Here is a 1,991-nt window from a genome sequence, read left to right as displayed (position 1 = left end):
GATTTGGGAAGAGGGAAGAGTTGATGATTTCAATTATTTTTAAGAATTAATTAAAAATGTAAGTAAAATGCGTCGAGTGCTTAGCATTAATTTTAATATACTTAAATCAATAATCAACTAGTTTTTCCCATGAATGTTAAATCATCTTAATGTTTATCAAATCTGCTTATATTCATATTCCTTTTTGTAAAAGAAGATGTTTTTATTGTGATTTTCCCGTTACTGTTTTAGGGGATAATAGTGGCAATCATTATTCCCCTTGGCAAAAAGAATATGTTGATTTTTTATGTCAAGAAATTATGGCTACCCCTAAACAAAATACTCTTCCATTAGCAACAGTTTTTTTTGGTGGTGGCACTCCTTCTTTATTAGCGATTCAAGGATTAGAGATAATTTTAAACACTTTGAATCAACATTTTGGCATTAGTAAAAATGCAGAAATTTCTTTAGAAATCGATCCTGCTACTTTTAATTTAAGAAAACTGAAACAATATCAAAAATTAGGGATTAATCGAGTTAGTTTAGGTTTACAAGCCTTTCAAGATAATTTATTAGAAATCTGTGGAAGAACACACAGGCTAACAGACATAAATCAATCTATAGATTGGATTCATCAAGCTAATTTTGATAATTGGAGTTTAGACTTAATATCTGGTTTACCCCGTCAATCTCTCCATGACTGGCAAGAATCTTTAGAAAAAGCGATCGCCTTGCAACCAAAACACCTTTCCTGCTATGATTTAGTCTTAGAACCAGTTACTGTATTCGGTAAAAAATATGCTCAAGGTGACAATCCTTTACCCCTTGATGAAACCGCAGCGAAGATGTATTGTTTAGCTTCTGAAATACTACAAAAAGCTGGATATAATCATTACGAAATTTCTAATTATGGCAAAAAAGGCTACGAATGCCAACATAATCAAGTTTACTGGCATAACGAGTCTTATCACGGTTTTGGCATGGGGGCGGCTAGTTATACTAATAATAAACGTTTTACTCGTCCTCGTACCAGAAAAGAATATTTTGCATGGGTGGGAAAATATTGTCAAAATTTAGGGATAATTGATATTCCTGTTACCTCAAAAAATGATCAATTATTAGAAACTTTGATGTTAGGCTTAAGGCTAAAAAAAGGAATAAATTTAGAGAAAGTTAAGACTAATTTTGGTGAAGGAATAGCCGATAATATCTTAAAATCTCTGGATAGTTTTTTAGAGGATAAATCAGTAATATTTGATGAAAATACTCATGTATTAAGATTAACAGATCCTCAAGGTTTTTTATATTCTAACACCGTATTAACGGCTTTATTTTCAACCTTTGACAATTAATAAACCTAAATAAAAATATGACAGATTAATTACTTATTACTCTAAAATCAATATTTTTGGAAAAGCCACCTAAAATTTTATCAAAAAATTGGGTTTAAAACCCCGTCCTTCTAGGACGGCTTTATATTTACAATTTAGTTATTAATATTGTAAAATTAGTGCTAAGATGAAGAAAATCAAAAAGTAAAGTCTAAATGTTAAATCTAACATACAACTACAAACTATTACCCACGTCAAAGCAAATTGAGAAGATTGAACTAAATCTTGCAGTTTGTAAATCGGTGTGGAATCATGGGTTGTATGTAAGAAAACTATGGTATAACAGTCGTAGTTGTTCAATAAATAAGTGTTCCTTGTATAGTGAATATATTGTAGAACCTTTTGAGTACCCAACATATCATGTTCAATCTGCCCAACTTACGTTAGCTAAAAAAACTAATTCTTTCCTTAAGGCAGGAAATGCTCAAGCAATGCAACAAACATTGCGTAAATGAGATAAGGCTTTCAATGACATGAAAGCTAAAAAATTAGGCTTTCCTAGATATAAAAAAAGAATGAAATCTTTTAATTTAATTGGGGCAATTAGCTTAAATAATAATATCCTTAAAATGCCATTGCTTGGCGGAAATAAAAATCATAAAAACTAGAGATATTCCTGAT

At 30.5% G+C, this 1,991-nt stretch carries 2 protein-coding genes; both read left to right on the top strand.

The window, feature by feature from the left end; genetic code table 11:
- Nucleotides 1–149: 149 nt before the first annotated feature.
- Nucleotides 150–1,331: a radical SAM family heme chaperone HemW gene (gene hemW, locus FWJ34_RS19220; RefSeq protein WP_308256934.1), complete on the top strand. Its 1,182-nt coding sequence runs from the start codon at nucleotides 150–152 to the stop codon at nucleotides 1,329–1,331.
- Nucleotides 1,332–1,525: 194 nt separating this feature from the next.
- Nucleotides 1,526–1,825: a helix-turn-helix domain-containing protein gene (locus FWJ34_RS19665; protein ID WP_396232102.1), complete on the top strand. Its 300-nt coding sequence runs from the start codon at nucleotides 1,526–1,528 to the stop codon at nucleotides 1,823–1,825.
- Nucleotides 1,826–1,991 lie beyond the last annotated feature (166 nt).

The sequence above is a fragment of the Geminocystis sp. GBBB08 genome (assembly GCF_016743215.1).
Classification (GTDB): domain Bacteria; phylum Cyanobacteriota; class Cyanobacteriia; order Cyanobacteriales; family Cyanobacteriaceae; genus Geminocystis.
This window is presented reverse-complemented; position numbering and strand designations above follow the sequence as displayed.